Source organism: uncultured Mycobacterium sp. (assembly GCF_964249325.1).
GTDB lineage: Bacteria > Actinomycetota > Actinomycetes > Mycobacteriales > Mycobacteriaceae > Mycobacterium.
The window spans coordinates 3,165-7,245 of sequence record NZ_CAXUCH010000215.1 but is presented as its reverse complement, the minus strand read 5'-3'; the positions used below and the strand labels follow the sequence as shown (position 1 = coordinate 7,245).

Below are 4,081 nucleotides of genomic sequence, written 5' to 3'. Positions count from 1 at the left end.
GTAATCCGTCGCTTCTTCGAGAATCTGCCGTGCTGGATCGACGGACCCACCCGCGAGCGTGCCGAGGCCAAACTCGCAAAGCTGGCCACCGAGTTTCGCCCCGACCAGCTTTCCAAGTTGGCCGACAAACTCGCCGACTGCCTCAACCCCGACGGCAATTTCAGCGACGACGACCGGGCCCGGCGCCGCGGCGTCACCCTCGGCCCGCAAGACCGCGACGGCATGTCACCGATCCGCGGCTGGATCACCCCCGGCGTGCGCGCCAGCTTGGAAGCCGTGCTGGCCCGATGGGCAGCGCCCGGCATGTGCAACCCATTTGGCGCCGGCCCGCCGGTGCTGGACGGCACCCCGTCCCAGACGGCCATCGACTCCGACACCCGCAGCGCGAGCCAACGCAATCATGACGCCTTCACTGCGGTGCTGCGCGCCATGCTCGCCTCCGGCCAACTGGGCCAACACAACGGCCTCCCGGCGTCGATCATCGTCACCACCACACTGGCGGAGTTGGAGGCCGGCGCCGGTAAGGCGCTGACCGGAGGCGGGTCGCTGCTGCCGATGAGCGAAGTCGTGGCGATGGCCGCTCACGCGCATCACTATCTCGCGATCTTCCATAAAGGTCGGGCGTTGGCGCTGTATCACACCAAGCGCATCGCATCACCGGCGCAGCGAATCGTGTTGTACGCCAAGGATCGTGGGTGCAGCGCGCCAGGCTGCGACATCCCAGCTTACCTCACCGAAGTGCACCATGTGACCGAGTGGGCGAAAAGTAAACGAACGCACATCGATGACCTCACCCTGGCCTGCGGGCCAAACCATAAGCTCGTCACACCCGGCGGCTGGACTACCCGCAAACGCAAAGACGGCTTGACCGAGTGGATTCCACCACCCCACCTCGACTACGGCCAACCGCGGATCAACCTGTTCCATCATCCCGAGAGACTGCTTCACCAGGAAGACGACGATGACGACGGGCCTTAGGACGCCGACGCCATTGCGGTCAGTCCTCCGGCTCCAGCAGCACGTCGGCGTCGAAGCAGCTGTGGTCACCGGTATGGCAGGCGCCGCCGACTTGGTCGACCACCAGCAGCACTGCATCGCCGTCGCAGTCCAATCGCACCGAATGCACATGCTGGGTGTGCCCGGAAGTTGCGCCCTTCACCCACTGCTCGTCACGCGACCGCGAAAAATATGTCGCCTCACGGGTTTCCAGGGTTCGGGCCAGCGCCTCGTCGTCCATCCAGGCGACCATCAGCACGTCGCCGCTGCCGCGCTCCTGCACCACGGCGGTGAACAATCCGTCGGCGTTGCGCTTGAGGCGCGTCGCAATGTCGGGTTTCAGTGTCATCGCACCGTGATTCCCTCCGCGGCCATGGCGGCTTTCACCTGGCGGATGCTTAGCTGCCGGAAATGGAACACGCTGGCTGCCAACACCGCATCGGCGCCCGCGAAAACCGCTGGCGCGAAATGCTCCACCGCCCCTGCTCCCCCGCTGGCGATCACCGGCACAGTGACCGCTGCGCGAACCGCACGCAGCATGGCCAGGTCGAAGCCGGATTGGGTGCCGTCGGCGTCCATGGAATTCAGCAAGATCTCTCCCACCCCGAGTTCGGCACCGCGGGCTGCCCATTCGACGGCGTCGATACCGTTGCCGCGCCGCCCGCCGTGGGTGGTGACTTCCCAGCCCGACGGTGTCGGGCGAGATCCGGCCGGCACGATGCGGGCGTCGACGGACAACACGATGCACTGGGAGCCGAACTGACGAGCCATCTCGGCCAACAGCTCGGGCCGCTCGATCGCGGCGGTGTTGACCGACACCTTGTCGGCCCCGGCGCGCAGCAGGGCGTCGACATCGGCCACCGTGCGCACGCCGCCACCGACCGTGAGCGGAATGAACACCTGCTCGGCGGTGCGGCGCACCACCTCCAACATGGTGGCCCGCCCCGACGAGGAAGCGGTGACGTCCAGGAAGGTCAGCTCGTCGGCGCCCTCGGCGTCGTAGACCGCGGCGAGTTCGACCGGATCACCTGCGTCACGCAGGTTTTCGAAGTTGACGCCCTTGACCACCCGCCCGTCGTCGACGTCCAGGCATGGGATCACCCGCACTGCAAGGCCGTTACCGGATGACATGTCAGTAGGTTTCCGGGCCGCCGGTGCGGCGCAGTATCTCCAGCATTTCGGCGTGGACGCCGGGCGCTGCCGCCAAAGCCGACCGCGACTCGGGTGTCCACGGGTCGCCGGCCAGGTTGGTGACGATGCCGCCGGCTGCCCGCACCAGCGCTACCCCGGCCGCGTGATCCCATACATGGTCGCCGAAACTGATTGCACCGCCGAGTATTCCGTCGGCAACGTAGGCGAGGTCGATGCCGGTGGCGCCGTGCATACGCAGCCGCGACGACACCCGGCTGAGGTTTTCCAGCACGGCGAGCCGATACCGGCCAGGGAACCGTCCCCGCGAGTCGGCGTTGAAAGTTCCGATGCCGATGATCGAGTCCGCCAGTTTGGTGGGCGCCAAAGGCGGCTGCGCCACACCGTTTTTGACCAGCTGGCCACCGACCACGGCGGTATAGCGCTGCCCGGTGAACGGCAGCCAAGTCAGGCCCGCCACCGGATCACCGTTGTGCAAAAGCCCCAACAGGATCGCCGACATCGGCGAGCCCGCGGCATAGTTGAACGTCCCGTCGACGGGGTCGAGCACCCACACCCACGGCGAGTCGACGTCCGCGCCGCCGAACTCCTCACCGTGAACCTCGATTCCGGTGCACTTGACCAGCGCGTCGACGACCTGGCGCTCGATGGCCAGGTCGACTTTGGTGGCGAAGTCGTTGCCCCTTTTGTTGACCGCCGAGTCGGCTCGGTGGCCGGCGACGAACTGCTCGCTGGCGGCATCCAGGATCGCCGCCGCTTTGGCCACGAGCGCGTCTAAGTCCTTCGTCATTCCCGCACCGCCGCCAGGGCCTGCGGCAAGCTGAATCGTCCCGCGTAGAGGGCCTTTCCGACAATGGCGCCCTCGACTCCGCTGCCGGTCAGGGTGGCGATGGCGCGTAAGTCGTCCAAGCTGGAGACCCCGCCGGATGCGACCAGGGGGGCGTCGGTGCGTTCGGCTACGGCGCGAAGCAGATCGAGATTGGGGCCGGCGAGCGTGCCGTCTTTGCTGACATCGGTGACGACAAAGCGTGGACACCCTTGAGCAGCAAGGCGTTCCAGTACTTCCCACAGATCGCCGCCGTCGGTTTCCCAGCCGCGGCCACGCAGCCTATGCTGCCCGTCGACGATGCGGACGTCCAGGCCCACCGCGACTTTGTCGCCGTGCTCGGCGATCACCTCGGCGCACCAGCGCGGGTTTTCCAGCGCAGCGGTGCCCAGGTTGACCCGAGCACATCCGGTGGCCAGTGCTGCGGCCAGCGAGTCGTCGTCGCGGATGCCGCCGGACAGTTCGACTTGCACGTCGAGCTTGCCCACGACCTCGGCCAGCAGTTCGCGGTTGGACCCGCGGCCGAATGCGGCGTCCAGGTCGACTAGATGGATCCATTCGGCGCCGTCGCGCTGCCAGCCCAGCGCCGCGTCGACCGCCGAGCCGTACTCGGTTTCGCTGCCTGCGCGGCCCTGCACCAACCGCACCGCCTGCCCGTCGACCACGTCGACGGCCGGCAACAGAATCAACGACATCTCAGAGCCCCTCGACCCAGTTGCTCAGCAGGGCCGCGCCCGCGTCACCGCTCTTTTCGGGGTGAAACTGCGTCGCGGCCAACGGGCCGTCCTCGACGGCGGCCAGGAACGGCACATGATAGGTGGCCCAAGTCAGCAGCGCGTCGGCTGCACCCTCCCAGCGCTGGGCGGCGTAAGAATGCACGAAATAGAACCGCGCATCAGGGTCGAGCCCTTTGAACAGCGCGCTGCCGGGCGCGGCAGCCAAGACGTTCCAGCCGATGTGCGGGATCACCGGCGCGTCGAGTCGGGTCACCTCACCAGGCCACTGCCCGCAGCCCTCCGATTCGACACCGAACTCGATTCCCCGCGCGAACAGGATTTGCAGGCCGACGCAGATGCCAAGAAAAGGAACGCCGTCGCGTATGCGCTCCAG

At 67.1% G+C, this 4,081-nt stretch carries 5 protein-coding genes and 1 pseudogene (1 of these 6 running past the window's edge); 1 reads left to right on the top strand and 5 read right to left on the bottom strand.

The genetic code is table 11. The features are described from left to right. The coding region (locus ACFE99_RS20300) for an HNH endonuclease signature motif containing protein (protein ID WP_375488211.1) at positions 1-978 on the top strand (978 nt) is incomplete at its 5' end. A gap of 19 nt (positions 979-997) precedes the next feature. Here ACFE99_RS20300 and hisI read toward each other — a convergent pair. From hisI to hisH, 5 genes and pseudogenes are all read right to left on the bottom strand, one after another. Beyond that, the gene (hisI, locus tag ACFE99_RS20295) at positions 998-1,345 is read right to left on the bottom strand and encodes a phosphoribosyl-AMP cyclohydrolase (protein ID WP_375488210.1); all 348 of its coding nucleotides are present in this window, start codon (positions 1,343-1,345) and stop codon (positions 998-1,000) included. Further along, positions 1,342-2,127 carry an imidazole glycerol phosphate synthase subunit HisF gene (gene hisF / locus ACFE99_RS20290; RefSeq protein ID WP_375488209.1) on the bottom strand — a complete coding sequence of 262 codons (786 nt, stop codon included), beginning with the start codon at positions 2,125-2,127 and terminating at the stop codon, positions 1,342-1,344. Before hisF ends, hisI begins: the two co-directional genes overlap by 4 nt. A 1-nt stretch (position 2,128) precedes the next feature. Next, positions 2,129-2,935 (bottom strand): inositol monophosphatase family protein, encoded by an 807-nt coding sequence (locus tag ACFE99_RS20285; RefSeq protein ID WP_375488208.1) that lies wholly within the window; start codon positions 2,933-2,935, stop codon positions 2,129-2,131. Next, positions 2,932-3,666, bottom strand: a complete 735-nt coding sequence (gene priA / locus ACFE99_RS20280; protein ID WP_375488207.1) for a bifunctional 1-(5-phosphoribosyl)-5-((5-phosphoribosylamino)methylideneamino)imidazole-4-carboxamide isomerase/phosphoribosylanthranilate isomerase PriA — start codon at positions 3,664-3,666, stop codon at positions 2,932-2,934. The genes ACFE99_RS20285 and priA overlap by 4 nt, the downstream gene beginning before the upstream one ends. A gap of 1 nt (position 3,667) precedes the next feature. Continuing rightward, positions 3,668-4,081 (bottom strand): annotated as a pseudogene (hisH, locus tag ACFE99_RS20275) (imidazole glycerol phosphate synthase subunit HisH); it runs 220 nt beyond the window's last position.

Excerpts from the sequence above, each read along its gene's own strand:
- hisI (WP_375488210.1), bottom strand. The coding sequence starts at position 1,345 with ATGACACTGAAACCCGACATTGCGACGCGCCTCAAGCGCAACGCCGAC.
- hisF (WP_375488209.1), bottom strand. The coding sequence starts at position 2,127 with ATGTCATCCGGTAACGGCCTTGCAGTGCGGGTGATCCCATGCCTGGAC.
- ACFE99_RS20285 (WP_375488208.1), bottom strand. The coding sequence starts at position 2,935 with ATGACGAAGGACTTAGACGCGCTCGTGGCCAAAGCGGCGGCGATCCTG.
- priA (WP_375488207.1), bottom strand. The coding sequence starts at position 3,666 with ATGTCGTTGATTCTGTTGCCGGCCGTCGACGTGGTCGACGGGCAGGCG.